At 67.4% G+C, this 24,258-nt stretch carries 23 protein-coding genes, 3 tRNA genes and 1 pseudogene; 8 read left to right on the top strand and 19 right to left on the bottom strand.

Features of this window, described 5'->3' with window-relative positions:
- Positions 1–167: 167 nt before the first annotated feature.
- The 4 genes from GJV80_RS20440 (at position 168) to GJV80_RS20425 (ending at position 5,062) form a co-directional block, all read left to right on the top strand.
- Positions 168–1,811, top strand: coding sequence for an SH3 domain-containing protein (locus tag GJV80_RS20440; protein ID WP_230208448.1), 1,644 nt, complete (start codon positions 168–170; stop codon positions 1,809–1,811).
- Positions 1,812–1,960: 149 nt separating this feature from the next.
- A tRNA-Glu gene (locus tag GJV80_RS20435) sits at positions 1,961–2,033 on the top strand.
- Between the two features lie 245 nt (positions 2,034–2,278).
- Positions 2,279–4,492: an AAA family ATPase gene (locus GJV80_RS20430; RefSeq protein ID WP_154689472.1), complete on the top strand. Its 2,214-nt coding sequence runs from the start codon at positions 2,279–2,281 to the stop codon at positions 4,490–4,492.
- A 21-nt stretch (positions 4,493–4,513) separates the two neighbouring features.
- Entirely contained in the window at positions 4,514–5,062 is a 549-nt protein-coding gene (locus GJV80_RS20425) for a helix-turn-helix transcriptional regulator (RefSeq protein ID WP_154689471.1), read from the top strand.
- A 92-nt stretch (positions 5,063–5,154) separates the two neighbouring features.
- On the opposite strand, the gene GJV80_RS24345 is transcribed toward GJV80_RS20425, so the two are convergent.
- The 8 genes from GJV80_RS24345 to GJV80_RS20395 form a co-directional block, all read right to left on the bottom strand.
- On the bottom strand, positions 5,155–5,313 hold the full coding sequence (locus GJV80_RS24345; RefSeq protein ID WP_230207894.1) for a VOC family protein: 159 nt from the start codon (positions 5,311–5,313) through the stop codon (positions 5,155–5,157).
- Positions 5,314–5,317: 4 nt separating this feature from the next.
- Complete coding sequence (locus tag GJV80_RS24340; protein WP_230207893.1) at positions 5,318–5,569, bottom strand: hypothetical protein; 252 nt, start codon at positions 5,567–5,569, stop codon at positions 5,318–5,320.
- Between the two features lie 3 nt (positions 5,570–5,572).
- Positions 5,573–6,484 (bottom strand): AraC family transcriptional regulator, encoded by a 912-nt coding sequence (locus GJV80_RS20415; protein ID WP_154689470.1) that lies wholly within the window; start codon positions 6,482–6,484, stop codon positions 5,573–5,575.
- 52 nt (positions 6,485–6,536) lie between these two features.
- Entirely contained in the window at positions 6,537–6,989 is a 453-nt protein-coding gene (locus GJV80_RS24335; protein WP_230207892.1) for a fibronectin type III-like domain-contianing protein, read from the bottom strand.
- The gene (locus GJV80_RS24330) at positions 6,986–7,492 is read right to left on the bottom strand and encodes a glycoside hydrolase family 3 C-terminal domain-containing protein (protein ID WP_230207891.1); all 507 of its coding nucleotides are present in this window, start codon (positions 7,490–7,492) and stop codon (positions 6,986–6,988) included. Before GJV80_RS24330 ends, GJV80_RS24335 begins: the two co-directional genes overlap by 4 nt.
- Positions 7,489–8,031: a MerR family transcriptional regulator gene (locus GJV80_RS20405; protein ID WP_154689469.1), complete on the bottom strand. Its 543-nt coding sequence runs from the start codon at positions 8,029–8,031 to the stop codon at positions 7,489–7,491. Before GJV80_RS20405 ends, GJV80_RS24330 begins: the two co-directional genes overlap by 4 nt.
- A gap of 5 nt (positions 8,032–8,036) precedes the next feature.
- Complete coding sequence (locus GJV80_RS20400) at positions 8,037–8,909, bottom strand: SDR family NAD(P)-dependent oxidoreductase (protein WP_154689468.1); 873 nt, start codon at positions 8,907–8,909, stop codon at positions 8,037–8,039.
- 71 nt (positions 8,910–8,980) lie between these two features.
- Positions 8,981–9,655, bottom strand: coding sequence for an alpha/beta fold hydrolase (locus tag GJV80_RS20395; protein WP_154689467.1), 675 nt, complete (start codon positions 9,653–9,655; stop codon positions 8,981–8,983).
- A 208-nt stretch (positions 9,656–9,863) separates the two neighbouring features.
- On the opposite strand from GJV80_RS20395, the gene GJV80_RS20390 reads away from it, so the two are divergent.
- The 3 genes from GJV80_RS20390 (at position 9,864) to GJV80_RS20380 (ending at position 10,994) form a co-directional block, all read left to right on the top strand.
- Positions 9,864–10,568: a helix-turn-helix domain-containing protein gene (locus GJV80_RS20390; protein WP_230207890.1), complete on the top strand. Its 705-nt coding sequence runs from the start codon at positions 9,864–9,866 to the stop codon at positions 10,566–10,568.
- A 216-nt stretch (positions 10,569–10,784) separates the two neighbouring features.
- Positions 10,785–10,858: transfer RNA gene (locus GJV80_RS20385), tRNA-Asp, on the top strand.
- A 59-nt stretch (positions 10,859–10,917) separates the two neighbouring features.
- Positions 10,918–10,994 (top strand) — tRNA-Phe (locus GJV80_RS20380).
- A 472-nt stretch (positions 10,995–11,466) separates the two neighbouring features.
- On the opposite strand, the gene GJV80_RS20375 is transcribed toward GJV80_RS20380, so the two are convergent.
- The 6 genes from GJV80_RS20375 to purF all read right to left on the bottom strand — a co-directional run bounded on the left by GJV80_RS20375 (position 11,467) and on the right by purF (position 17,452).
- Positions 11,467–12,867 (bottom strand): NAD(P)/FAD-dependent oxidoreductase, encoded by a 1,401-nt coding sequence (locus tag GJV80_RS20375; protein WP_230207889.1) that lies wholly within the window; start codon positions 12,865–12,867, stop codon positions 11,467–11,469.
- 87 nt (positions 12,868–12,954) lie between these two features.
- Positions 12,955–13,962: an alpha/beta hydrolase gene (locus GJV80_RS20370; protein ID WP_154689465.1), complete on the bottom strand. Its 1,008-nt coding sequence runs from the start codon at positions 13,960–13,962 to the stop codon at positions 12,955–12,957.
- A gap of 58 nt (positions 13,963–14,020) precedes the next feature.
- Positions 14,021–14,395 carry a DUF4870 domain-containing protein gene (locus tag GJV80_RS20365; RefSeq protein ID WP_154689464.1) on the bottom strand — a complete coding sequence of 125 codons (375 nt, stop codon included), beginning with the start codon at positions 14,393–14,395 and terminating at the stop codon, positions 14,021–14,023.
- A gap of 73 nt (positions 14,396–14,468) precedes the next feature.
- Positions 14,469–14,696 carry a DUF3073 domain-containing protein gene (locus tag GJV80_RS20360; protein WP_154689463.1) on the bottom strand — a complete coding sequence of 76 codons (228 nt, stop codon included), beginning with the start codon at positions 14,694–14,696 and terminating at the stop codon, positions 14,469–14,471.
- Between the two features lie 138 nt (positions 14,697–14,834).
- A complete protein-coding gene (gene purM, locus GJV80_RS20355; RefSeq protein ID WP_154689462.1) occupies positions 14,835–15,908 on the bottom strand; it encodes a phosphoribosylformylglycinamidine cyclo-ligase in 1,074 nt (357 codons plus the stop codon).
- Positions 15,905–17,452, bottom strand: coding sequence for an amidophosphoribosyltransferase (gene purF / locus GJV80_RS20350; RefSeq protein ID WP_154689461.1), 1,548 nt, complete (start codon positions 17,450–17,452; stop codon positions 15,905–15,907). Before purF ends, purM begins: the two co-directional genes overlap by 4 nt.
- A gap of 91 nt (positions 17,453–17,543) precedes the next feature.
- Here purF and GJV80_RS20345 point away from each other — a divergent pair, with 91 nt between their 5' ends.
- Entirely contained in the window at positions 17,544–18,338 is a 795-nt protein-coding gene (locus tag GJV80_RS20345; protein WP_154689460.1) for a S9 family peptidase, read from the top strand.
- An 89-nt stretch (positions 18,339–18,427) separates the two neighbouring features.
- On the opposite strand, the pseudogene GJV80_RS25255 reads toward GJV80_RS20345, so the two are convergent.
- The 5 genes and pseudogenes from GJV80_RS25255 to GJV80_RS20320 all read right to left on the bottom strand — a co-directional run bounded on the left by GJV80_RS25255 (position 18,428) and on the right by GJV80_RS20320 (position 24,219).
- Positions 18,428–19,784: pseudogene (locus GJV80_RS25255) on the bottom strand (dipeptidase).
- A gap of 48 nt (positions 19,785–19,832) precedes the next feature.
- Positions 19,833–21,797 carry a YcaO-like family protein gene (locus GJV80_RS20335; RefSeq protein ID WP_195909038.1) on the bottom strand — a complete coding sequence of 655 codons (1,965 nt, stop codon included), beginning with the start codon at positions 21,795–21,797 and terminating at the stop codon, positions 19,833–19,835.
- A gap of 2 nt (positions 21,798–21,799) precedes the next feature.
- On the bottom strand, positions 21,800–22,582 hold the full coding sequence (locus tag GJV80_RS20330; RefSeq protein WP_195909037.1) for a TOMM precursor leader peptide-binding protein: 783 nt from the start codon (positions 22,580–22,582) through the stop codon (positions 21,800–21,802).
- A gap of 49 nt (positions 22,583–22,631) precedes the next feature.
- On the bottom strand, positions 22,632–23,087 hold the full coding sequence (locus tag GJV80_RS20325; protein ID WP_154689457.1) for a hypothetical protein: 456 nt from the start codon (positions 23,085–23,087) through the stop codon (positions 22,632–22,634).
- 238 nt (positions 23,088–23,325) lie between these two features.
- On the bottom strand, positions 23,326–24,219 hold the full coding sequence (locus GJV80_RS20320) for an alpha/beta hydrolase (RefSeq protein ID WP_154689456.1): 894 nt from the start codon (positions 24,217–24,219) through the stop codon (positions 23,326–23,328).
- Positions 24,220–24,258 lie beyond the last annotated feature (39 nt).

Below are 24,258 nucleotides of genomic sequence, written 5' to 3'. Positions count from 1 at the left end.
CTCGAACGCGTACTCGGACGGTTGCCGAGGCGCGAGTGGCGTGGTTAAAGTCCTGAGCAGATTGTGGCTGCTGTTGCTGACGTGATTGGGGAATCGCAGGTGACCGCAGTGAGTACATCCATCCACGGTCCGGGAAGGCCGTGAAGGAGGAAACACAAGTGAGCACCATGCGCAAAGCCGGTGCGGTGACTGCGTTGCTGGCGGCGACCGGCACAGCGGTTGCGGTCGGCACGGCCCAGTTGGCCTCAGCGAATTCGGCGACGGCCACGGCCGGAGTGAACATCCGCTCCGGGCCGGGAACCAGTTACCGGATCGTCGGAGGCCTCGCCACCGGGCAGCGGATCACTGCTGTCGGCAAACCCCACAACGGCTGGGTCAAGGTCCAGTTCAACGGATCGACCGCCTACGTGTCGGCGCAGTATCTGGACCTGAAGTCCGGCAGCGCGTCCGCCGGGCCGGCGAGCATCTACACCAAGGGCAGCAAGATCGCCACGGCCGCGCTGAACGTGCGCCAGGGGCCGAGTCTCGGCGCCAAGGTGATCGGCTATGTCGCACAGGGCCAGAACGTCACACTGACCGGCAAGCAGTCCAGGGGCTTCGCCGAGATGCTCTACGGTGGCCAGCGGGCCTGGGTGTCCGCGCAGTATCTGGCGAGCTCGATGAGCGCCCTGCCTAAGGACACCGGCTCGCGTTACGCCACCGCCGACCTGTTGATCAGGACCAGCACCGATCCCGACTTCAAGATCATCACGACGGTCAAGCGGGGCACCGAGCTGCAGACCACCGGCGCCACCCGGAACGGTTACGCGCAGATCGTCTTCCAGAACGCCATTCGTTGGGTCACCGCGAAGTACCTGTCGAACCAGACTGTCACCGGCCCTACTCCGAGCAGGCCGGCCGACTCCGGTGGTTCGACCAAGGGCCACTCCTCCTCCAAACCGGCGAAACAGGATCCGCGGCCGGCGCCGTCGACCCGGCTGCCCAAGATCATCGGCACTCGGTACGCCACCACCGAGCTGATCATCCGGACCACGTCGGGTAGCGACTTCAAGTCGATCACCGACGTACCGACCGGGACCAAGCTCTCGATCACCGGCAAGATCAGCAACGGCAAGGCCCAGATCGTCTACGGCAACTCCGTCCGCTGGGTGACCGCCCAGTACCTCTCGACCACCAAGCCGCGACAGCAGGATGCGCCCGACGGGCCGACCCTGCCCAAGATCATCGGCACTCGCTACGCGACCACAGAGCTGATCATCCGCAGCAAGTCGACGGCGAACTACAAGGCGTACGGCACGGTGCCGGCGGGAACCAAACTGAGCATCACCGGCGCCTACAAGCACCAGCGGGCGCAGATTGTCTACCGCAACGCCGTCCGCTGGGTGACCGCGGAATACCTGTCGAAGTCCAAGCCGTCCAAGCCGAGCAATCCGGGTGACGGCGCACCGGTCGCCAGCAGCAACAAGGGCAAGGTCGCGCTGGCGTACGCGAAGGCCCAGTTGGGCAAGCCGTACGTCTTCGGCGGCGACGGGCCGAACAGCTTCGACTGCTCCGGTCTGGTGATGCGTGCCTGGCAGGCCGCCGGCGTGAATCTGCCCCGGACGACCTACGACCAGTTCGATGCCAGCCCGCACGTCTCGATGAGCAATGTCAAGGTCGGCGATCTGGTCTTCTTCTACGGCCCGAACCCCAGCCACGTCGGCATCTACGCCGGCAACGGCCAGGTGATCAATGCGCCGCGGCCGGGCAAGACCGTGGAGTACACGCCGATCTCCTACATGCCGGTCGCCGGCGTCACACGTCCGGGCTGACCCCCGCAGCCCGGCATGATCCGACCTGATCCGGATCAGCCAGCGGTCGCGGTCCGTTCTGCTGAGCGGACCGCGATCGTGTTTTCGGGTCGCAGTCTCATCCCAGGTTTGGGACAGTAGGCGCCAGACCCCTATAGTCATGCGGTCAGGTCCCCATCGTCTAGAGGCCTAGGACACCGCCCTTTCAAGGCGGCAACGCGGGTTCGAATCCCGTTGGGGACACCCAGCCGAAAATTGCTCTGACAAGGCCCAATGCCTTGCCGTCCTAACCTTCCTGTCCGGCCGACACATGCTCACGGACACACCAGGGACACATCACGGGACACATCACGACTCACCCACCGCGTCCGGGAGCAGATCTCTCGCCAGGAGTGAGCCTGGTTGATTCGGCGGCTTGCAGCCTCGTGTCGTCAACGGGGTGTCGCGGATCGGACTACCTGCCCCGGCAACGGGACCACAATGGGTTCATGGCTTCGGACCTCCCGTTGGTGGCCCGGGATCGGGAACTTTCGGCGGTTACCGCGCTGATCGAATCCGTCGCGGACGGGCACGGCCAAGGCGTTTTGATCACCGGTGAGGCGGGCATCGGAAAGACCCGCCTTCTGCGTGAGGCGCGGACCGCGGCCGAACAACGAGGGCTGCTGGTCCTCACCGGCCGAGCAATCGAATCCGGCGGCGCCTACCGACCGCTGGTAGAGGCCTTCGGCCATCCCGCCGCCCCATTCGCCACCCACCCCGATCTGGCCGGCATACGCCCGGCACTGGCTCGAGTACTGCCGGGCTGGGTCGCCGAAAACGCAATCCTGGCACCGATGGCCGATCCAACCGCCGTACTGGCCACCGCCCTGACCCTGCTCCTGCAGACCATGGCCCCGACCGGGGCGGTACTGATCCTCGACGACCTGCAATGGGCCGATCCAGACACTCTCGCAACGCTGTCATCCCTGGCCGACTCGATCGACAACACGCCACTCGCGCTGGTCGCCGCCACCCGCGGCGACACGCCAACCGAGCCAGCCCTCCAACAGCTGGGAGGCAGACACAACATCAAGGAGCTGCCGCTACGCCGGCTCACCCCGACCGAAGTGGCCGAGGCCCTGCGGGGAAGCGATCTGCGTCGGTTGTCGGTGGATATGGAACAGTTCGTCAATCTTGTCGACGGGCTCCCGCTGATCATGGACGAGTTCGTCCGCCAGATCCAGGATGGTAGGTCCGAGATCGGCTTATTGGGAACCAGCTCGACTTTCAGTTCCGCGGTTCGGCACCGACTGGCCGGCCTGCCATCGGACTGCCGACTGGTGCTGGACGCGCTGTCAGTCGTCGGCGACACAGACGCCGAGGTTCTCATCGCGACCACCGGGTTGGACCGCCAGCGTTTGGGTCCGGCACTGCACGCCGGGTTGGCCAGCACACTGCTGGTTCCCTCCGCAAACTCCCTCGGTGTCGGCTGGCGCCACATCTTGATACGTGAGGTGGTCAGCGACCTGTTGCTGCCGATGGAACGACAGACCATCGGAGTGCGTGCTGCCGATCGGCTGGCCGACGGATCGGCCAGCGGCGACGGCCAGTTGCGGCACGCCGCACGCCTGTATGAGTTGGCCGGGGACAGCGACCGGGCCGCCGAACAATTGCTCCGCGCCGCCCGGCTGGCGGTCACCAACGGAGCTCTTGACGTTGCCCTTGAGTATCTGTCCGATGCGCAACGGCTGACCGGCGACATCCCCGACAGCGCACAACAAGTGGTGATCGAACGCATCCAGACACTCTGTCTCGCCGGGCGAGCCGGAGACGCCTACGACAGCGGCATGGCCGCATTGAACAACGTCAGGAATTCTGGCTCTCGGGGGCTTCTCGCCGCCGTCGTCCGGGCCGCCTATATGGCCGGCCTCTATCAAGAGGGCAGAGAACTACTGGCCAGGCTGGAGACGGAAAGCAAAACCGTCGATGCCCAGCTGATGGTTCTGCAGGCCGAAGACGCCATCGACGACGACCGTCCCGATGCCTTCGATCTCAGTCGCCGTGCGGCGGTCCAGGCACAACAGGAAGACCGCATCGATCTCGCGTGCGAAGCGTTGATGATCGCCGGTTGGGCGGCGACGTTGCTCAACATCCGCCAATCCGAGCAACAGTTCCGCAAGGCGCTGGAACTCAGCCGGCAAAAAGGACTCTTGCTTTGGGAAGTCAGGGCGACCTGGGGACTCGCGACGCTCGACACGATCACCGACTCCGACCCTGCGCCTCTGGAACAAGCGCGCAGCCTCGCGACAACCGCCGGCATGGTCGGACTCGGCGCCACGATCGATAGCGGCATCGGGCAAGTCGAGCTGCGACGAAAGGGGTTTGTGGCGGCCTATCCGATGATCGTGGAGGCCGACAGGCAGGCTCGTCAGTTACGCCTCCTCGACGTCCACACCACGGCCTATGGCCGTGTTCTCGATTGCTGTCTGCTCGCCGACCAGCCCCTGCCCGACCCAACCGACCCGGAGCAGGCGGGCAACATCGATGCGGCCATCGCCGACGTGATGCGGCTGGAGACCGAAATAGGGTCACTCTGTGGCTTTACCGTCAAGTCCGCGTTGGGCGCGCGAGCTTGGCTCGATGGCGACACCCGGTCAGCCATCCGGCTGATCAATGAGGACAATCAGCGATACGACAACGCGAACAAGATGTCGCCCTGGTGAGGGTTCCCACGTCTGCTCAGCGTGGTCGAAGGCGAGGACCCATCCGAGGCGTTCGACCGTGCCGACCTGACCGGCCACCACCTCAACTGGGCCGCTCGAGCCCTCGGCACCGCCATCGGACAACTCAGAGCCGGCCAGCCCGCCGACACCGCCCTCGCCGAGGCAGACCACCACCTGCGCAACACACCGTTCTGGGCCCACCTGCTGCGCACCGTCATCGCCCCCGCGGTCTACAGATCCGCGATGCGCTCGGCAGCGGAAGGCTGGCTACGCGAAGCCGACGCATTCTTCGGCGCCGCAGGAGAACGCCCCCTGCAACATCACGTACGCCAGACCCTGGCCGCGATCGGCGCCAAAGTCCCCCGGACCACCGCCTCCGTGCCGGCCCACCTCGTCCGATTCGGCATCACCGCTCGGGAAGCCGAAATTCTTCAACTGGTCAACGCCGGCCTCACCAACAACGACATAGCAGAGCAACTGTTCATATCGAACCGAACCGTCGAGACACACATCAGCAGCATGCTGGCAAAGACCGGCGCCGAACGCCGCGACCAACTGCCCTCAACCTAGCGCTCACAGTCGGCGGATGATCATCTCCGTGCCGACCCGCGCCGTGGAGGCGGCGACGCTGGTTCGAATTCCGTTTGGGGCATCCCGCCGGGTCAGGACGGCTGCACCGGCTCGCCCCGGTAGGAGCCGAAGGACCACAGGTTGCCTTCGGGGTCGGCGCAGGAGAAGGTTCGTCCACCGTAGTCGGGGTTCTCCAGTGGCTGGATGATCCGCGCGCCGGCGGCGACAGCCCGGTCGTGAATCTCATCCACCCGATCAGTCACCACGTACGCGCCCCCCGGTTCCGGGCCGCTGCGTCCACGTCGTCCCGGTCCGGTCGCTGCCGAGCATGATTCCGCCGCCTTCCGGCCAGCTCAGCTGGGCGTGTTCGACGATGTCGCCGTCACGGTAGACCGCGGTGGCCGTGAAGCCGAACACCGAAGTCAGGAAGTCGATCAACGCGTTGGCGTCGGTGGCCCGAAGGGTCGGCCAAATGGTCGGTTGCAGTGCTTGCTTGGTTGAATCCATGGCTCAAGGATGCTCATCAGCCGTCGTCCGCCGATAGAACGTTTCGGCGGATTCCTCCGGGACCATCCCGCCCGGAACCATGCCGCCGTACTCCTCGTCGACCCAACGAGTCGGCCCGATGCCGACGAACGATCTGAAGTCACGGGTCAGGTGCGATTGGTCGGCATAACCACAGTCGGCTGCGATACCGGCAAGATCAACTCGACCATGATCGACGCCGTACCCGATCAGCCGTTTGGCCCGCTGGAACCGGAGCAGCCGGTTGAAACGCTTCGGCCCGATCCCGAACTCTGCGGTGAACAGCGAGTGCAACTGGCGCTCACTGAGCATCACGTGGCCGGCCAGCCCCGCGATCCGGCCGGCGCCGCGATGCCTGCCAAGCCAGGCCCAGGCCTCGGCAAGCTCGGTCCGCATCCGGGGTCCGTCATCCGCACGGTCAGTCCGATCCTGCAGGAACTGCCGCACCAGGCCGAAGCGGGTGGGCCAGTCGGTGGTGTCGATCAGCCTGGCGCGGAGTCGGCCGATCTCCCGACCAACGACATCGACTCCTTCGTAGGTGCCGGAGCACAACTCTGAGGCACGCAGCCCGAGGATCGACCGTGCAGCCGGGAGATGCAGAGCGATCTGGATACCCGACTGTTCCTGCGGCTGCCGGATGTAGGCCGGCGTCAGGTGCAGGCCTGCCGTGGCGATGTCGACCCGGGTCGGGGCCGTACCGAATGCCTCCTCCACCGACCACCCCGTGACGACCGGCTGATCAAGCGTGATCACCAACGTCACGTGCGGCGACGGCGCGCCACGGTGCAATGTCGGACGCGGGCTGCGCGCCGTGTAGCCGACGACTGAGGCCGCGACCTGGGGCATCAGGCCGTCAGCGCTCCAGTACTCCTGATCGTGAGCGTCACGGTTGGCCATGGGTTCATCCTGCTCCGGCGTTCAGAGGTGTCCATGATTCCACCGTCGGCGGTCACCTGCCGAAGATCGCCTCGGGCAACGTCGTCTCCGCCGTGAGTTCGAGCGCGTCGGCGGCCTTGCCGAGCGCGACGCTGTAGGTCCCTTCGGTGATGCGCCACCGCCCGGCCTGTCCGTCGAAGCGGCCGATCAGCCGCGGGTCTGCGGTCAGACTCACGCTGCGGGATTCCCCGGGTTCGAGCTCCACCCGCTCGAACCCGAGCAGCCGCATCCGCTCCTCGCCGGCCGCGTCGGTCAGATACAGCTGGGGGACGTCGGCGCCTGCCCGCTGGCCGGTGTTCGTGACGGTGAAGGTTGCGCTGATGGTGTCGCCACCTTCGACCTGGAGGTTGTCGTAGGCGAACGTCGTATAGCTCAACCCATGACCGAAGGCGTACATCGGCTTCGCGCCCGTCTTGGCAAACCAGCGATAGCCGACCTCCGCCCCTTCGTTGTAGTCGATCGTCACAGCTGTGCCCACGGCGTCCCGAGGCCGGGCAGCTCGGGTCGCGGTGTTTGATCAAGACTCTCCGGGTAGGTGATCGGCAACCGGCCGGACGGGTTCACCGCCCCGGTGATCACCTCGACGATCGCCTGGCCGCCGGCCTGGCCGGGATACCACGCCTGCATGATCGCCCGTACCTTGTCGCGCCACGGCATCGAGGCCGGATTCCCGGTCTGCAGCACCACAATCGTGTTCGGGTTGGCGGAGGCGACCGCGTCGATCACCGCGTCCTGGCCCCATGGCAGCGAGAGATCGGCGCTGTCGAAGCCCTCGCCCTCGACCCGGATCCCGAAGATGATCACCACGTCCGAGCGCTTGGCCGTCAACGCGGCCTCCGCCGGTGTATAGCCAGGATCGAAATCGAACTGTGCCTCCGGCGCTTGCGCCAACTCCTCGAGGGGAGCCGGCGGGAAGAGGAACAAGTTGCGGAGCGTACCCATGACACCTGCGCCACCGATCTTGATCACGCCGGCGAAGCCGGCGACCGGTGCGGGTGTGCCGGCCGTCCGTCCGGGTGCCCGCCGTACGTGCGGATCTTGAACTCCGTCGTCTCGAGTGCGAGGTTCAGTTCGCGAAGCCGCCGCTTGATGCGGTCGCGCTGATCGAACATGATGCGCCGACGCTCGGGAATCGTGCTGTCGCCTTGCTCGACCAGCCCGATGTATCGCCGGAGATCTTTCATGGTCATGCCCGACAGCCGCATCCGGTTCAGGAACGTGAGTCGAGACAGGTCGTTTGCGGAGTATTCGCGATAGCCGGACGAGTTGCGGGCCGGGCGCACCAGACCCTGCAGCTCGTAGTAGCGCAGAGTGTGGACGGACAGTCCGACGAGATCGGCAGCTTGGGCGATGCCCATCGGCGCCACCGACCAGTCGATCATGGAACCGTCGACCAGGCCGTGCACCGGGTCGACGGTCGGCATCGGCGACGCGTCGCCTGCTGCCTCCTCGTGGGTTGACCCGTCCTCGGCAGCGAGAAGCCGTTCGATCAGCGCATCGGTCGCCATAGTGATCAGAAGGCGCGAACTGCCGGAGGCATTCCCGGGAAATCTGCCGACTCGCTCACCCGAGCCCAGGCGCGGACGTCGTCCAGACCGCGCTGGTAGATGCGAGTGAGATTGCGTACGGCCTCCGCACCCAGTGGCAGCCGGAGTGGAGCCTCCGGTGCTTGCAGGACATCCCGGATCACGCTCGCGGCGCGGACCGGATCGCCTTCCTGTGCACCGTCGACCTCGGTGAGGTTGGTGCGTACCGAACCGATCACCGGATCGTACGTGGCGTCCGGATGCGCGGCGTGGAGGACTCCGGCCGCATTGAACTCGGTCCGGAACCGGCTGGGCTCGACGATCAACACCCGGATGCCGAACGGGGCGACCTCGCCGGCCAGCGCCTCCGACCATCCCTCAAGCGCGAACTTGCCCGCCGAGTAGCTACCCACTCCTGGGAACGACAGCCGTCCACCCTGGCTGCTCATCTGGACGATCGCACCGGATCGGTTCGCCCGCATCTGCGGAAGCACGGCGCGCGCGTAGGCTGCCGGTCCGAAGAGGTGCTGGTCGAGCATGTCGCGCAGCTCGGCGTCGGTGACTTCTTCGGCTGCTCCCACTTGCCCGACACCGGCATTGTTCACCAGGACGTCGATCCGTCCGTATGCCGCCAATCCGCGACGTACGACATCCGCCGCTGTTGCCGTGTCCCGGACGTCGTGTTCGATCGCCAACAGGCGGTCGCCGTACTCCTTGCGCAGCGCGTCGAACCGCTCCGCGCGGCGGGCCGTCCCGACCACCTGCTCGCCGGCCTGAAGTGCGGCAGCCGCCAGGGCAAGTCCGAGACCGGAACTCGCGCCGGTGATCAACCAGGTTCTGTTGCCGAGATTCGTATCCATGGTCACGACGCTACGGATTCGAGCGCGCTCGAAGGCAAGACCTTTCTGGGGCTTCGTTTCGGCCTTTGGGCTCACATCAGCAGTGCGGCAACTCCGTGTGGGTCGTCCCGCATGGCGTTGTGGGCGGTCGGAATGTCATGAACCTGCCAGCCGGGATCGGCCTGGAGCCGGGCATGGAGACCAGCGAAAGGGGTGTCGGCTTCCCACCCCGAGCAGTAGATGAAGTCGCGTCGGGGTACGCGATCAGCGGTGCCGGTGAGTCGGATCGTTTGCATGAACGACGCCAACGGGTGCGGCCGCCGCCGCGGATCACCGCCGTGGGGAGGACGGAACGGGGGACGTACGGCAAAGCCTGTGTCCGTCGCACCGTCCACGGCCGTGCGCCGGTAGCTCTCCGAGGTCAGCGACCACCAGGAGTCGCCGTCCCGCGGAACGAACGCATCGAGATGGACCAGACGTGACACGCGCCCCGGCGCGCGATCGGCCGCCGCCGCGATCACCATCCCGGCGTAGCTGTGGCCGACCAGCGTCACGTCGGTGAGACGGGCCTGGTCGAGGAGGCTCACGACGTCGGCGGCATGCGTGTCGAGGTTCGTGCGAGCGACGGTGGCGTCGTCATCGTCAGGTCGCAGACCGGTCAACGTCAGCGCGTGGACGGTGTGGCCGGCGGCCTCCAGCAAGGGGGTGACCGATTCAAACGCCCAGGAGCCGTGCCAGGCACCCGGGACAAGGACGAACGTTGCCATAGCTGATCTCCTGATCGCGTCGTGATGGACCGCGGTCAACCTCACCACCTCTTTGCATGGCGCACTACCGATACAATGCAGTTTGATGCCCGTTCGCCGCCAAGTCCGAACCGCTCCGGTCACATCGACGGTGTGGCCGGCTGGCGGACGACACCTCTGGGCCTCGGGTGGCTCGAGTCCGACGCAGACCCACGGACGCGGGCACCTGGTGTACGCGGCCACCGGCGTACTGACCGTCCACACCGAGCGCGGCACCTCGGGGGTGCCCGCCAACCGTGTCGCCTGGACTCCCGCCGGACGAGCCCATCGGCACAGCTCGCACGGCGACACCGACATGCGCATCGTGTTCCTGCCGCCGCCCCTGGCCCGCCGCCTGCCTGATCGACCGGCCGTCTTCCTCGCCACCGGCCTGGCACGCGAGATCCTGCTCGCCCTCACCGGACCGGACAACTACGAACCCGACCCCCGTCGCTACACCGGTTCCGCCCGGACACGCATGCTCCGGGTACTCGTCGACGAACTCCGGGAGGCTCAGGAGCAGCCGCTATTCCTGCCCGAAGCAAGCGACGATCGCCTGCAGGCCCTGGCCCGGGTGATGTTGGACAGCTTGGACGAGAACACCTCGATGGCCGAACTCGGCAGAGCGGTCGGGGCGAGCTCCCGCACGATCAGTCGACTGCTCCGCACCGAACTCGGAATGACGTTCTATGAGTGGCGAACGCAGCTGCGCATCTATCGGGCACTCGTCCTCCTCGCCGACGGCTACGACGTCACCCATACCGCGTACGCCTGCGGCTGGGCCAACCCGAGCAGTTTCATCGCCGCATTCACCGCAGTGATGGGCAGCACCCCTGGTCGCTATCAGGCCAGTCCTTCCGGTGCGCCTCAGCCGGCAGACTCCAGCCGGAGTTAGCCTGACTCCGCCGCGGTCGGACGACCAGGCCGATCACGGTCTTCAAAGCGGCGACCGAACACGAATTGTTCCTGCGCTAGGTGCCCCCGATCGGGGCCCGACCGGCCGCGAGAACGCGCCCCGATTCGGTTTTTTCCTCGCCGAGAACCTACGCTATAGTTTCGCGGGCGCCGGAAACGGCGTACGGTCCCGGAGCAGGTCATCGGGACATCGCAAGGCCCAGTGGCGCAGTTGGTTAGCGCGTCGCCCTGTCACGGCGAAGGTCGCGGGTTCAAGTCCCGTCTGGGTCGCGGAACGGCGAGGTCTGACCTCGCCGTTTGTGGTTGTGGCCCGTCGGGCAGACCACTCCGGCCAGGTAGCTCAGTTGGTAGTAGCGTTCGCCTGAAAAGTGAAAGGTCGGCGGTTCGAGCCCGCCCCTGGCCACCACGATCTCCGTGTTCTCAGGCGCCCTCTCTGTGCCGCGCGTTCGCACCAGTTCTTCGATCCGGCACCAGTTCCTCGACGCCGCACCAGTTGCTCGACGGCGCACCAACTACTCGACGGCGCACCCACTGCAGGCGGTGCGACGACGAGCAATGGGTGCGTGAACAAGTAGTCGGTGCGGGGGCAACCAACTAGTGCGGGACCGGGCCGACGCGACGGGCCCTGTCGGCCGTACGCCCGCACCAGTTTCTCCGCGCCGCACCACATCCTCGACGCCGCACCAGATCCTCGACGCCGCACCAGATCCTCGACGCCGCACCAGTTGCTCGACGGCGCACCAACTACTCGACGGCGCACCCACTGCAGCCGGTGCGCGACCGACGAACTGGTGCGACGGCGAGGAACTGGTGCGACGGCTAGCAACTGGTGCGGGACGCCGGGCGGGTGCGCGGCGGCACTCCCCGGCGGGCGGCTGCTACTCTCCCGCGGCCGGCTGGCTCACCGCGTCGGGGTGTTCGGACTCGTCCTCGGCGCGGTCGGGCTCGTCCTCGGCCCGGTTGGGCTCGTCCTCGATCTGTTTGGGCTCGTCCTCGGTCCGATCATCCACGTCCGGGCGCTGCGAGGGTGGCTCCTCGATGTCGCCGATGATCGCGGCGGTCTGACTCGGCCAGATCAGGTAGCGGTAGACCAGGTTGCTCATCGTCTCCAGCCGGTTCCGGCCGCCCAGGAGATACCAGATGTGCAGCGCGACCCAGGAGACCCAGGCGAGGAAGCCGGTGATCTTGGCACCGTTCCAGAGCTGCACCACCGCCGACTTGTTGCCGATCGTCGCCATGATGCCGCGATCCTTGTAGTGGAACGGCACGGTCTGCTCGCCGTTTTCCAGCCGTACGATCTGGCGGGCCGCATGAGCACCCATCTGGATCGCCGGCGGAGCCAGCTGCGCGATCGGATGATCAGGATCGATCGCCGCGTCGCCCACGGCGAACTCGTGATCATGACCATGGATCCGAAGATCGCCGTCGACGACGATCCGGCCGCCCTTGCCCAGCGGGAATCCCCAGTCGGAGACTTCCGGGTAGCCGGCGACCCCGGCCGCCCAGATCACCAGGTCTGCTGGAATGGACGTGCCATCCTTCAGTTCCACGTGATCCTTGGCAACCCGGGAGATCGCCGTCCCCAGCCGTACGTCGACACCGCGCTTGATCAACTGGCGGAAGGCGTACTGCTGCAGCTTCTTCTCGAACGGCAGCAGCAGCGCATCCATCATCTCGACCAAGATCACGTTGACCTCGGACGGGTCGAGTTCGGGGAACGTCGGCGTCAGCATCGCGCTCTTCAGCTCGGCGATCGCCCCGGCCATCTCGACGCCGGTTGCGCCGCCGCCGATGACGACGATCCGGAAACGTCCGGTGCCCGTCGCGGACTGGCCGGCGATCTTCTCCAGTCCGCCGAAGATCGCGTCACGGACCCGTAACGCGTCGCCGCGGGTGTACATCGACATGGTGTGCTCCTGGGCACCCTCCACGCCGAAGTGGTTGGTCGTGCTGCCGATGCCGATGATCAGGTAGTCGTAATCGATCGCCGGACCGGCATCGACCAGGACCCGCTTCTGATCATGATCGATACCGACCACCCGGGCCCGCCGGTAGCGGGCATGGTTGCGGGCGCTCAAGGTCCGTAACGGGTAGGTGATGTCTCCGGGATTCAAACCGCCGGTAGCCACCTGGTAGAGCAGCGGGCGGAAAGTGTTGTAGGGGTGTTGGTCGACAACAGTGACCTGGACGTCGGCATCAGCCAGGGCGCGGAGCGCAGAGGCACCGGCGAATCCGGCACCGAGGACGACCACGTGCGGACGGTGATCTTTGTTCCTCATGTCATCCAATACAACAACCTGATCGGGGGCGGTGTTCCGTACCGACAGTCTGGTACCCGCGGCCCCGGAAGTCGACCCGTCGGTCGCTCAGGCCAGGGTTGGCGTCACCTTGGTTGCGCCGAGGTAACCCAGCCAGGCAGTCATCTCGGCGAAAACGGCTTCGCGGACCGGTTCGGCGCTCAGCACCAGGTCGTGCAGGCCGCCCTCGAATCGGACCAGCGTGACGTGTCGGCCCAGCCGCGGCGCCCGGTGTGCGATCTGGTCGACGTCCAGCACGGTGTCGACGGTGAGGAGTTCCGGATCCCAGCGCCGCCGGTACAGCGTGCGTGCCGAGGTCATGACCAACACCGGGACGTCGATACCCAGTCCGGCTGCCACCCTGGCGTGGCCCTGCCGAACGGCGCGGATCCAGCCGATCAGGATCGGCGGTCCGGGCGATCCCTTCCACGTCGGGTTGTAGGCCCACTCGCCCTCCCGGTCCGACTGCAGCGCACGAGCGTAGAAGTCCGTACCGGTCATCGGGATCGCGGTGGTCGACATGCCGCGGCTGGCGAGAGCCTCGAGCACCGGCGTGCCGATCGCCCGGAGCATGGCCGATCCCTGCAACTCCAGCCACGGCGAGTTCAGGATGACGCCGTCGACCGCTCCGGGGCGGTCGGCAACCCACAGGGCAGCGATCAGCCCGCCCGTCGAGTGTCCGGAGATGATCAGCTGAGCCCGCTCCGCACCCGGCGCCTCGTTGTTGATGATCGCCACCGCCGCATCCAGCTCCTCCGCATAGTGACTGAGCGTGGTGATGTAGCCCTGCAGCTGGCCCTCCTGCAGGCTGCGGCCGTAGCGGCGCAGATCGACGGCGTAGAAGTCATAACCGAGTCCGGCGAAGAAGTCGCCCAGGTGGGCCTGGAAGAAGTAGTCGTTCCACCCGTGCAGATAGAGGACGGCCCGGTCGTGCCGGGGTCCGGAGCGCCGGACCAGCGTCGCCGCCAGCAGGCCCTCCTGGTCCCCCGGCGCGAGTTCGGCCTCCGGCAAGGGCAGCGTCCGGGACTCGTAGCCCGGCAGAATGTCCGGCTGCCATCCGTTCCCCGCCTCGGTCATGCTCTCCAGATTGCCAGATTCGACCGACTGACCGATGACCAGGAACGCCGCTCAGGCGTCAGGAGAGCCAACGGACGTTGAACGGGTACGGATAGACCTCGCCGTTGTACGCGCGCAGGGCGGCGATGACTCCGAAGACGATGGCGACGATCTGCGCGGCCGCCATGATCAGCCCACCGATCAGGATGATGAGCAGGACCGTGCCGACGACGTAGCCGAACGCGATCAGGAAACCGAAGTTGGTCGCAGCCGCCGCGTTCTGCCGAACCACAGGATGCCGATCCTTGAACACCGCCCAGATGATCAGCGGAGCGATGAACGTGGTCACGATCATGCCCACATGGGCAAGCACCGACCACAGTCGGGCATCCGATTCCGACAGCGGCGACTGCGCGCCGATCGGTGCACCACCGAATGGCTCGTCAGGGGTCATGTCATCGACCGTAGACCGTACGGAGTTCGTCCGCCATGATCCGTCGTCCCCGCGGTAGCCGCGGGGACGACTGCTAACCGGACTTGCGGACGTCCTCGTAGTCGTCCTCGCGAGTCGACGAGCCGTGCTCGTACTCCTCGGCGAGGTCGGCGTACGCCTCGGGAATCGACTCTTCCGGCTCCTCGTGCGCCGGCTGCCCGCGCAGTTCGCGCTCCAAGGAAGAGAAGTCGGTGTCTACCGACCGGTACTTCAGCTCCCGGGCAACCTTCGTCTGCTTTGCCTTTGCACGGCCGCGCCCCATAGGGTCGACCCCCTCGCGTGATCCGCCTGCGGTGAACCGCGGCTATGTGTTGGTCAATGTCGTGGGGTCAAGGCTACCCAATGCCGTCCGCTCCGCAAACCGCACCCCGCCCATCGGCGCGGGAGTCGTCGTCTGCGCTCAGGAGTGGCTGCCGACCAGCTCCACCGCGCCCGGCGCCCGCGGATCACCGGCGCCGGCCACCTCACCGCACACCCAGGACCGGATGCCGCGCCTGCCGAGCAGCTCGATTGCACCGTCGGCCTGGTCGGCCGGGAGCAGCGCCACCATTCCGACCCCCTGGTTCAGGGTTGCCTCGATGTCGGGTCGGGAGATCCCGCCGACCTCCTGCACCAGCCGGAAGATCGCCGCCGGCTGCCAGCTGGCCCGGTCGACCCGTACGGTCACGCCGTCCGGCACGACCCGGGTGAGATTGTTGGCCAGTCCGCCGCCGGTGATGTGACTCATCGCATGGACCTCGTAGGCCTCGATCAGCGCCAGGCAGTCCAGGGCGTAGACCTTGGTCGGCTCCAGCAGTTCCGCACCGAGCGTCCGACCCAGCTCGGGCACCTCGCGGTCCAGCGCCCAACCGGCATCCGTCAACAGCACCTGGCGGACCAGCGAGTAGCCGTTGGAATGCAGCCCGGAGGAGGCCATGGCGACCGCGACGTCGCCGGTCCGGACCCGGTCCGGGCCAAGCATCGCGTCGTGCTCCACGACACCGGTGGTGGCGCCGGCGACGTCGTACTCGTCGGGGCCGAGCAGGCCGGGATGTTCGGCGACCTCCCCGCCCAGCAGGGCGCAGCCGGCCACGACGCAGGCGTCGGCGATGCCCTTGACGATGGCGGCGATCCTTTCCGGTACGACCTTGCCGCAGGCGATGTAGTCGGTCACCCAGAGCGGTTCGGCACCGGTCACCACCAGGTCGTCGACGAGCATTCCCATCAGGTCGAAGCCGATGGTGTCGTGGATGTCCATCGCCTGGGCGATGGCGACCTTGGTGCCGACGCCGTCGGTCGAGGTGGCGAGCACCGGGTGGTGGAGACGGGCGATCTTGCTGGCGTCGAAGAGCCCGGCGAAGCCGCCGATGCCGCCGATCACCTCGGAGCGTTCGGTGCGCTTCACCCACTGCTTCATCAGCTGTACGGCCTTGTCGCCGGCCTCGATGTCGACGCCGGCCTGCGCGTACGCCGAGGGTTCGGTTCGCTCGCTCATGGCCGGCTCAACGCGTCGACAGCACCCAGGCCGGGAGTGCTGGTGGCCAGCCCGTCGACGTCGGTCCGCTCGGTTTCCAGGTCGGCCAGTTGGCTGCCGAGCCGCTCACGCAGCGGGATCTCGACCGGGTAGACGCCGTCGAAGCAGGCCCGGCACAGGTTGTCCTTGCCGATGTTGGTCGCCGCGATCAGACCGTCCAGGGTCACGTAGCCGAGCGAGTCGGCGCCGATCGACCGGCAGATCTCGTCGGTGTTCAGCCCGGTGGCGATCAGTTCGGCACGGGTCGGGAAGTCGATGCCGTAGAAGCACGGCCACTTCACCGGTGGTGAGGAGATCCGGATGTGCACCTCGGCGGCACCCGCCTCCCGCAGCATCCGGACCAGGGCCCGCTGAGTGTTGCCGCGGACGATCGAGTCATCGACGACCACCAGCCGCTTACCGGCGATGACGTCGCGGAGCGGGTTGAGTTTCAGCCGGATGCCCAGTTGGCGCAGGGTCTGGCTCGGCTTGATGAAGGTCCGCCCGACGTAGGAGTTCTTGACCAGGCCCTGGCCGTAGGGGATGCCGGACGCCTCGGCGTAGCCGATCGCCGCCGGGGTGCCCGACTCCGGAACCGGGATCACCAGGTCGGCGTCGACCGGCGCCTCGCGGGCCAGGGTCCGCCCGACCTCGACGCGGACAGAGTGCAGCCGCTGGCCGCTGATCATGGTGTCGGGACGGGCCAGGTAGACGTACTCGAAGAGACAGCCCTTGGGTTCGGGTGTTGCGAATTTCCGACTGCGCAGCCCGGCGGCGTCGACGGCGATCATCTCGCCGGGCTCCACCTCTCGGATGAAGGAGGCGCCGATGGTGTCCAGGGCGGCGGTCTCGCTGGCGACCACCCAGCCGGTCTCCAGCCTGCCGAGCACCAGCGGGCGGATGCCCTGCGGGTCGCGGGCGGCGTACAGGGTCTCCTCGTCCATGAACACCAGGCTGAACGCGCCGCGCAGCCGGGGCAGCACCTTCATCGCCGCCTCTTCGGTGGTCAGTTCGGTGAAGGTGGCGATCAACGCGGTGACCGCGGAGGTGTCGTTGGTGACCTCCTTGCTCAGCGCGCCAGGGATCAGCGAATTGCCCGGCAGATCACGGTCGGCCAGCCACGCCTCGAGTTCGTCGAGGTTGGTCAGGTTGCCGTTGTGACCCAGGGCGATGCCGCCGGTCGCGGTCGGCCGGAACGTCGGCTGGGCGTTCTGCCAGACACTGGCCCCGGTGGTCGGATAGCGGGTGTGGCCGATCGCCAGATGCCCGCGCAGGGAGTTCAGGGTCCCTTCGTCGAAGACCTGGCTGACCAGGCCCATGTCCTTGAAGACGGTGATCCGGCGTCCGTCGCTGACCGCGATACCGGCCGACTCCTGGCCGCGGTGCTGCAGGGTGTAGAGGCCGAAGTAGGTGAGCTTGGCCACTTCCTCCCCGGGGGCCCAGACACCGAAAACGCCACAGGCGTCCTGGGGGCCGCGGTCGTTCGGATCGAGTTCGTGGGAAAGCCGCCCGTCTCCTCGTGGCACGCAAGGAGTCTAACCGGCCGGTCGGAGATCACATATTTCATCGAAGGGTTCCACGGAACCGACCACCCGGTTCGTCTGGTAGGCCTGTCTCGTGCAGACGACCCGGATCGACTACGGCGATCACCCGAGCCAGTGGATCGACCTGAGCCTCCCCGACGCCGCCGGCGGCACGCTCCCGGTGGCGATCTTCATCCACGGCGGCTACTGGCGGACCGAGCACCGTGCCGATCAGGGCGAGACGCTGATCGCCGATCTGGTGGCCAAAGGAGTGGCGGCGGTCAACGTCGAGTACCGGAGGGTCGGCAAGAGCGCGATCGACGGTGGCGGCGGCTGGCCGGCGACCTTCCTCGACGTCGCGGCGGCGATCGACGCGCTGGCCGATCGCGAGGAACTCGATCTTGGTCGGGTGGTGGCGGTCGGACACTCGGCCGGCGGCCAGTTGGCCGCCTGGGCGGCCGCCCGCCCGGGACTGCCTGACGATGATCCCGGTGCGGGTCCTCGGGTCAGGCTGTCGGCCTACGTCTCGCTGGCCGGCGTTCTCGACCTGATCGCCGGCGCCAAGGAACGGCTGGATGGCGGCGCGGTGCAGAACTTCCTCGGCGGGGATCCGGCCGCACGGCCCGAGGCCTACCGGCTGGGCTCGCCGATCAACCGGCTGCCGATCGGCGTCCCGGGAATTTGCCTGCACGGCACCACGGATGACCGGGTTCCCTACGAGCAGACCCGGACCTTCGTCGCGGCCGCGACCCGCGCCGGAGACGACTGCCGCTCGTTCACCCTGGTCGGAACCGGCCACTTCGAGTATCTGGACGTCACATCGGCGGCGTGGGCGGCAGCGCGGAGCGTCACGTTGTCGCTGCTGGAGGGTCCGGAGCAGCAGACGTGAACATCCGCCGCCTGGAACCGGCCTTCCCGGCGTCGAGCGTGCTCCGACCCGATTCAGGCGGCAGCATTACTCACCGGTTTCGGGCGGGTTCACAGGTTGGCGATGTTGTGCACCAGCAGGGCTTCGGACAGGCACGCCTTGCGGAAATCACCGACATGCAGCGACTCGTTGCTGCCGTGCGGGCGTGAGTCCGGATCGCCGACGCCGGTGACCAGCACGGTCGCCTCCGGGTAGGCGCGCTGGAAGTCAGCGATCATCGGTATCGAGCCGCCCTGCCCCATGAACACCGGCTCGGCCTCCCAGGCTTCTCCGAAGGCCGAGCGGGCCGCCTCGGCGTACGGGCCGTCGAAGGGCACCACCGACGGGTCGCCCTCCTCACCGGCTCGCACCGTGACCTGGGCGCCCCATGGCACCCGCGACTCAAGGTGCTTGATCAACTTCTGCTGTGCGTCGGCGGCATTCTCTCCGGGGGCCAGGCGCATGCTGATCTTGGCCGCTGCCGACGGCCACAAGGTGTTGGATGCCTTGGCGACCGGTGTGGCGTCCAGGCCGACGATGGTGATCGACGGTTTGGCCCACAACCGCTCGGCGAAGCTGCCCTCGCCGATGTAGTCGACGCCGTCGAGGATCGCCGACTCCTGGCGGATCCGTTCCTCGGGGTAGTCGACAGCGGGGGGCCGACTCGGAATGCAGCCCTTCGACGGCGACGTTTCCTTGATCATCATGCAGGGTGGCCAGCAGCCGGACCAGCACCATCAGGGCGTCGGGGATGACGCCGCCGAAGCCGCCGGAGTGCAGCGCATGATCGATGGTACGTACCTCGACGTACGCTTCGGCCATGCCGCGGAGCGTTGTGGTGAAGGTGGGGACACCGACCGCGAAGTTGCCGGAGTCGCCGATCACGAAGACATCGGAGGCCAACGCGCTGCGATGCTTGTGCAGCAGCGTCTTCAGGGTCGGCGAGCCGACCTCTTCCTCGCCCTCGACGAAGAGGGTGATACCGACAGGCGGCTTGCCCTGATAGGCCCTGAGCACCGCCAGGTGCATGGCCAGACCGCCCTTGTCATCGGTCACCCCGCGGGCGTACAACCGATCACCGACCGGGGTCACCCGGAACGGATTCCCGGTGTCCCACAGCGCCGGATCGCCCTCGGGCTGTACGTCGTGGTGCGCGTACAGGCAGATCGTCGGTTTGCCTTCCGGTGCGGGAAAGTGAGCGATCACCGCCGGCTGCCCGCCGTCGACGGCGTCGATCGACACGTCGGCCGCGCCAAGATCACGAAGCTGCCCGGCGACGAATTCAGCACTCGCCCGAACCTGATCGGCCCGGTCCGGATCGGCGCTCACCGACTGGATGGCGACGTGCTGTTCAAGATCGGCGAGGACGCGCGGCAACTCCCGTTCGACGGCGGCGCGGACCTCATCGGCGGTGCTGGGGATCGTCATGGGCCGAGCCTATAGTCGCGAAGTCCGGCGAACAGCCGCGGGCCCGGCTCACGCGTTGGGCGTGGGCCATCCGACGAAATAGCTGACGACATATTCCGCCGGCAGTCCGGCAAGTCCGGCCAACCCGAGCATCCGTCGGTCCGATGCGCCACCGACCGGGTAGCCGGCGAGGCCGAGCTCGGCAGCCGCCAGGGCAAGGGCCTGCAGCGCGGCGCCCGCCTCGATCAGCAGGAACCGGCCGCCGCGTTCCCCGTACTTCGCCAACACTGCAGTGGAATCTGCATAAAGTCCGATCACAGCGGCCGGGGCGGACTCGGCATCCTGCCCGGCAAGATCATCGGCCAGTTCGGGCCACCCGGGGCAGTCGCCGATCAGGGTGAGCGTGTGCCGGGTCGGATCGTGCTGCAGAACCTGGCCGGTGCGCCGGTCGGCGGAGAACAACAGGCACACTGCCCGGGCCGCGTACAACGCCCCGGCGGCCGGATAGCCTCGACCGGTCGGAGGCCCGGACAGCACCGACAGCAGCACACCGAGATCATCGTGGGTCATCGGCTCGTCCGCGAACCGGCGTACCGATCGGCGGCGGGCCAGCAGGTCGGCGAAGCCGCCGGTCAGGGAGGGAGCGGGCTGCCCTCCGCGCGGCCGCGACCAGGGATCGAGTTGCTGCAGTCCCGGGACGTATGCGGCCATCCGCTCGGCGAAGCCGTGTCGGGTCAGCGCCGACAGTTCTGAGGCTGCCCAGAAGTCGCCGAATCCGGGGGCCGGCCGTGCGTCGGTCATCCGAGCGGGTGCGGGTAGGGGGGACGGAAAGGAACCGGCGGGCGCCCAGGGATACCGCAGTGCCAGGTCCGAGGAGGTTCCCCCCAGGTGGGGCCATCGGTGGTCGGCATGGATCGGCACCAACTGGGGGCTCAACACGCGGGCCGCCCGTACCCCGCAGCCCGCCAGGTCGGCGGTCGTGAGGTCACGGTAGAAGAGCTCGATGCCGTACTGTTCAAGACCCTGGACGAGCTCGGCGAGCTGGGCACGATGATCATCGCCGCTCTCACGATGGGGCGGCGAGGTCACCGGCCCGCCCCAGATCGGCAGCTGCTGCCACAGGTCGGGACGCCGGGTGTAGAAGACGGCATGGTCATCGAAATCCTCAGGCGAGACAGGTGGGTCGGCAGGCTGGTCGGCGGCCCTTGCGGCGTTCACCCCTGCGAACGCGATGCCCTGGGCCCATTCCAGCAATGCCTTCTCGACCGCCTCGGGGAAACCGGCCCGGCAGGCCAGGCCGGCGGCGTGACGCGGGCGGCCCTGCAACAAGGCGGTGCCTGCGACCATGGCGACGGGATGCCGGCTGTAGTCCGGTGTCAGGTCGAGGACGGTTACCCGCGCGTTGATCGGATCGGTGATCTCCCGGACAACCTCCGGTGCCGGCACGCGCCGGGCGGCGACCCGGTGCAGCCAGGTGATCATCAGGGCGTCACGTTCCACCAGTTCCTGGGTGGCACGCAACAGAGCGGTCAGGGTGGTGGGGCCGGCGGCCAGACCATTGGACGTGCTCAGATGGCCCAGCTCCGGATCTGTCCCGACCAGGTTGGCCGGCACCCAGACCGGTGTGTTGTCGCGCAGCGAGTGAACCTTGGTCAACTCAGCCCTGGAATAGCTGTCCCGGTAGGGAAATCCGTGTTGAGCACGCTGTTTCGGGCTGTGCAGTGTGAATGCGCCGTGACCAAGGATCCGTTCCCGATCCCCCACCTCGGCCGCCGTGGCGATCGGCAGCGGACACCGGGCAGAGGCGTACCGCTCGAGGAGTTCTCCGATCGCGGCCCGCCGGGCGGATTCCGGATCGAGGGCAGCACCGCCGGCCGGACTGCTCTCCTGCGCCGGCCCGGTGACGGCGGCATACTGGTTGATCATGGGGTCGGCAGGCACTCGGCCGACCACCGTGGCCGCGGCGGCACACCCGCTCCGCCATCCGACGGCCCGAGCAAGCAACCCGTCAGTATCAGCGACCTTCTCTGGCATGATCAATCCACCCATGGCAGCACCACTCGCCCGTCGCTCGACATGTTCCGGAGTTCTGCGCAGTAAGGACATCGAGGCAGGGTCAGACACGGACTGTGGTTGGCCTGCAGCGTGTCGAGATCGACGGCGACGGTGGCATCGATCAACGGGAAGCGGGATTCCTCCACGGCGAGCTGCAGTTGTCGGGCGACAATGCCGGCAGCCGTCGTCGCGCCGGTCCGGCCGGTCGCGCCGGGACGATCGGGTGTCGGCGGATCTCCCCACCGATTCGCGATCCTGCCGGTCAGGCAGCCTAGGCACGCGGTGTGCCCGGGCACCACCAACGGTCCGACGGCGATCGTACTGGCCGCAGCAAGATCACACAGCAGATGGATCCGGTTCTCGTGCAACAGCGGACCGCCGAGTTCTGCGGCCTCGACAAGAGTTCCGCTGCTGCGTACCACGACCTCGAGATCGGCCGTACCGATGTCATCCGTCAGCGGTTCCGGCCAGCCCTGATCATGGTTCAACGCGGTGAGCGTCTCGGTGAACACAGGAACCGGGTCACCGCAGAACCGGATCGCGATCTGCGGCGTGGCCGGCAGAGTGTTGGGTGGTCCGAAGACGCCGACGGGCCGCAGCTGCTCCACGGCGAGCGCGGCTGCGCGGGACAGCTGGTCAAAGGTCGGCGGCCGGTCGGACCAACAGGCAGCGAGCTCGGCGACGACACGACCAGCGACGTCGTCGACCACCCAGGTCTCGTCTGCGCCCGCGGTGGCGATCAGATAGCCATTCTGAGTGATCAACCGCCAGCCAGGGTCACCGACGACCGGTCCGATCTTCCGGCTGCCGCGGTCAGCCGGCTGCACGGCCGCCCCGCGGTCGACGTCCCGCCCTGACCAGCAACACACTGGTGAGCACCGGAATCGCGAGGATGCCCAGCCAGGCAAGGCCCTTTCCCACCGGCCCGACGTCGTGGGCGAGCAACGCGACCGCCCACAGCAGCAGCTCGATCAGACCGACAACCACGGCAATGACCATGATCAGCAATGGCGTCGCCACGCTCGTGGTGGGCTGTGCCCCGGCCAGCAGATAGCTGCCGACTCCCAGCAGGGCGCCGACGCCGGCGGCGATGATCACCGGCCCGTCGCTGTCGGCCAGGATCGCAGCGACGGCCAGGGACACCGGAACGGTCAGTCCGGCGAGCACGATTCCGGCGAACCGCCGCGCAGTGCTGGGCTGTCGATCTTGGATCACTGGCTGTTCCGGCGGTTCGGCAACTGTCGGAGCGGTGATCGTAGTCCTGGTCACCTGATGCAGCACCGTCGGCAACGCGATACTGGCTGCGACGGCGGTTCCGACACAGCAACAGCAGCAGCAACAGCCGCAGCAGGACGGCGTCACCGGACCACCGGCGGCCGCTGGTGAGAACTGGCTCGGGGCGCGAAGAAGTGCCACCCGAGGACGGTATCGCGAAGATCGCGCCGAGTCGTCCGACCCGAGGATGATCGTCGACGACGCGCGGACCAGACCGATGATCAATCAGGGATCAGTCGAGGAGCGCCGCAACGACGCGGTCCAGTGCGTGGTCGGCGAACATGATCGAGTAGTGGTTGCAGTCGGGGACGAACTCCGACTTCAGTCCCGGCCCGAGGTCGGCGAATTGCACCAGCTCCGGGGGAAGCAGGCCGGGCGTCTGGTTGAGCAGTCCGCGCGGCGCCCAGAGCAGGGTGCCGGGCATCGACAGTCCGGCCGCCGCGGTCAGCACCTCGGTGTCGCTCATGGTGTCTCTGCCGTCGGTACGGATGGCCTCCGGGATGCAGGAACTTCCCAGCATCCCGCCGTCGCGGGGCACAAGATCGTGCAGCAGGTAGCGTTCCAGGTCGGCGGCGATGGCCGGGCCGAGCGCTTCGGTCTCGGTGATCGCCGGATTCGTTCGCAGGAAGTCCAGGTACGCGTCCTGGTCGGCGAAGGTCATCGACAGTTTCGCCTGTGCGGGGCCGAGCACGGCCGCCAGCCTTGCGTCGATGTCGGCGCCGTCGGGCGCCGGGAAACCGATGCCGCCGTCGACCAGCACGACGCGTTGGAATCGCTCCGGATGCCGGGAGCCGGCCAGAGCGACGACATAGGCCCCCATCGAGTGGCCGATCACCGGTACCGTCCCCAGTCCGAGATGATCAAGAACGGCGACGAGGTCGGCGGCGTGAGCTGCCAGACCCCAGGGTCCGGCGACGGCCGAGCTCTCCGCCCGACCGCGCAGATCCGGGGCCAGCAGGCGTACGCCTTCGGGCATCCGCCTGGCCAGGGTGGCGTAGGACAAACCGTTGGCAGTGATGCCGTGGACGGCCAGCACGGCGCGTGGGCTGTCCGCGCTGCCGGCCAGTTCGTGGACGGTCAGATCACCGCCGCGGACCGGGACGGTGAAGGAGGTCGTCATCGACATCCGGCTCCTCGTCGACGTCGATCGGTACCGATCCGAGGG

It is taken from the genome of Microlunatus sp. Gsoil 973 (genome assembly GCF_009707365.1).
Classification (GTDB): domain Bacteria; phylum Actinomycetota; class Actinomycetes; order Propionibacteriales; family Propionibacteriaceae; genus Microlunatus.
This window is presented reverse-complemented; position numbering and strand designations above follow the sequence as displayed.

Coding starts and splice junctions, on each gene's coding strand:
- GJV80_RS20365 (WP_154689464.1), bottom strand. CDS start 14,395: ATGACCCCTGACGAGCCATTCGGTGGTGCACCGATCGGCGCGCAGTCG.
- GJV80_RS20375 (WP_230207889.1), bottom strand. CDS start 12,867: ATGAGGAACAAAGATCACCGTCCGCACGTGGTCGTCCTCGGTGCCGGA.
- GJV80_RS20370 (WP_154689465.1), bottom strand. CDS start 13,962: ATGACCGAGGCGGGGAACGGATGGCAGCCGGACATTCTGCCGGGCTAC.
- GJV80_RS20400 (WP_154689468.1), bottom strand. CDS start 8,909: ATGGATACGAATCTCGGCAACAGAACCTGGTTGATCACCGGCGCGAGT.
- GJV80_RS20405 (WP_154689469.1), bottom strand. CDS start 8,031: ATGGCGACCGATGCGCTGATCGAACGGCTTCTCGCTGCCGAGGACGGG.
- GJV80_RS20415 (WP_154689470.1), bottom strand. CDS start 6,484: ATGGCCAACCGTGACGCTCACGATCAGGAGTACTGGAGCGCTGACGGC.
- GJV80_RS20440 (WP_230208448.1), top strand. CDS start 168: ATGCGCAAAGCCGGTGCGGTGACTGCGTTGCTGGCGGCGACCGGCACA.
- GJV80_RS20360 (WP_154689463.1), bottom strand. CDS start 14,696: ATGGGGCGCGGCCGTGCAAAGGCAAAGCAGACGAAGGTTGCCCGGGAG.
- purM (WP_154689462.1), bottom strand. CDS start 15,908: ATGAGCGAGCGAACCGAACCCTCGGCGTACGCGCAGGCCGGCGTCGAC.
- GJV80_RS20395 (WP_154689467.1), bottom strand. CDS start 9,655: ATGGCAACGTTCGTCCTTGTCCCGGGTGCCTGGCACGGCTCCTGGGCG.
- GJV80_RS20320 (WP_154689456.1), bottom strand. CDS start 24,219: ATGTCGATGACGACCTCCTTCACCGTCCCGGTCCGCGGCGGTGATCTG.
- GJV80_RS20335 (WP_195909038.1), bottom strand. CDS start 21,797: ATGCCAGAGAAGGTCGCTGATACTGACGGGTTGCTTGCTCGGGCCGTC.
- GJV80_RS20430 (WP_154689472.1), top strand. CDS start 2,279: ATGGCTTCGGACCTCCCGTTGGTGGCCCGGGATCGGGAACTTTCGGCG.
- GJV80_RS24340 (WP_230207893.1), bottom strand. CDS start 5,569: ATGGATTCAACCAAGCAAGCACTGCAACCGACCATTTGGCCGACCCTT.